We start from the raw sequence: 1,484 nt of genomic DNA on the forward strand, positions 1-1,484 counted from the left end.
CGGCAGGAGCACGAGACGGGCCCGCACCGACCCCGTCCCCGGACCGCCCCCCGGCACGTCCACGAGCACCGACCCGGCCGGCGGCGGCGCGTCCTTGTGCTGGCCGCGCAGCCCCTCCCACACCTTGAGCGGTTCGGCACCCTCGGGCCCGGCCCCGGCGGCGTACAGGAGCCGGCCGTCGGAGGTCTCCAGGAAGACCGGGTTGCCGCTGAAGTCGGCCAGGATGCCGAGTACCTGCGGTACTCCGCCGCCGCCCAGCAGGGCCTCGGTGCAGCGCCGGTGCACCTCCTCCGCCTGCTGGAGCAGCGCGTAGTGGCCGTTGACGATCTCGGTGTGGATCTCCTCCGTGACCGTCACGAACGGCACCTCGCGGTGCAGCTGGACCAGCGGGAGCCCGGCCGCCCGCGCCGTGTCGACCAGCGCGGCGGGCAGCCGGGCGAAGCGGGGGCCCAGCTCGACCACCAGGGCCGCGATGCCCCGCTCGGCCAGGGTGCGCACGAACGCCCGCTGGTCGGCCGGCCGGGTGCCCAGGCCGTAGCCGGTGGTCAGCAGCAGTTCGCCGCCCTTGAGCAGCGAGGCGATGTTCGGCACCTCGCCCGCGTGCACCCAGCGCACGGTCCGCTGCAGCCGGTCGGCGCCCGCGAGCACCTCGGGGAGCCCACTGCGCAGCCCGGGCAGCTCCAGCGCCCGCTGGACGGTGATGCCGGCGCCCTGGCTGTCGAATCGGTGGTCGGTGCGGCTGTCCATGCAGCGGACGCTACCTGCGCGAACGCTCCGGCGACATCTCCGAGCGGTTACGGGAACGATCACCTCGGAACCGGCCTACAGGGGCTTGATGTTGTGGTTGAACCGGAAGACGTTGTCCGGGTCGTGGCGCCGCTTCAGTTCGCCCAGGCGCCTGATGTTCTCGGCGCCCAGTCCGGCCCGTACGCGGTCCGTGCCCTCGTCGCCGATGAAGTTGAGGCAGACCGCTCCGGTGCTCCACGGCCGGACGTCGGCACGCACGTCGCGGACCCACCGCATGCACCGCTCGTCGTCCGCCGGGTCCGCCCAGATGGCGAAGGGATGCACGGCCCAGGGCGAGTCCCGGTACGGCACCGGGTGGTCGGCCGGCCCGTCGGCGACCGCGCCGCCCAGCGGGAACAGCATGTGCTTGGTGCCGGTCGGCACGGGCAGGGAGTCTGCGCGGGCGCAGAAGACGTCCACGAACTCGTCGGGCGCGCCGGTCAGATACTCCGCCGACCAGTGGTTCCGCAGACCTGGCGGGTCGTCGATCATGCACTGGAGGTCGGCGTACGGGATCGCGGTGACGAGCTCCGCCTCGTGCGGCAGCGCCAGCAGCGGCTCGGCCACCTTGCGCAGGTCCTCCTCGGCCCCCGCGTACGCCAGCAGCACACAGCACAGCAGCCTGCCGACCAGCCGTGGCGGTACGAAGTCCGCGGGCGGGCCGGAGAGGTGGATGACGGCGCCGCCCGCCTCCAGGG

The 1,484-nt window shown here is 73.7% G+C and carries 2 protein-coding genes; both read right to left on the bottom strand.

Annotated features, from left to right (window positions below):
- Positions 1-747 (bottom strand): PucR family transcriptional regulator ligand-binding domain-containing protein (locus ACTWQJ_RS51230; protein WP_443313175.1); only part of this gene is annotated, 747 nt, incomplete at its 3' end.
- 75 nt (positions 748-822) lie between these two features.
- Positions 823-1,484 (bottom strand): BBE domain-containing protein (locus tag ACTWQJ_RS51235; RefSeq protein WP_443313176.1); only part of this gene is annotated, 662 nt, incomplete at its 5' end.

The organism is Streptomyces sp. KR55, assembly GCF_052245645.1.
Taxonomy (GTDB): Bacteria; Actinomycetota; Actinomycetes; order Streptomycetales; family Streptomycetaceae; genus Streptomyces; species Streptomyces flavusporus.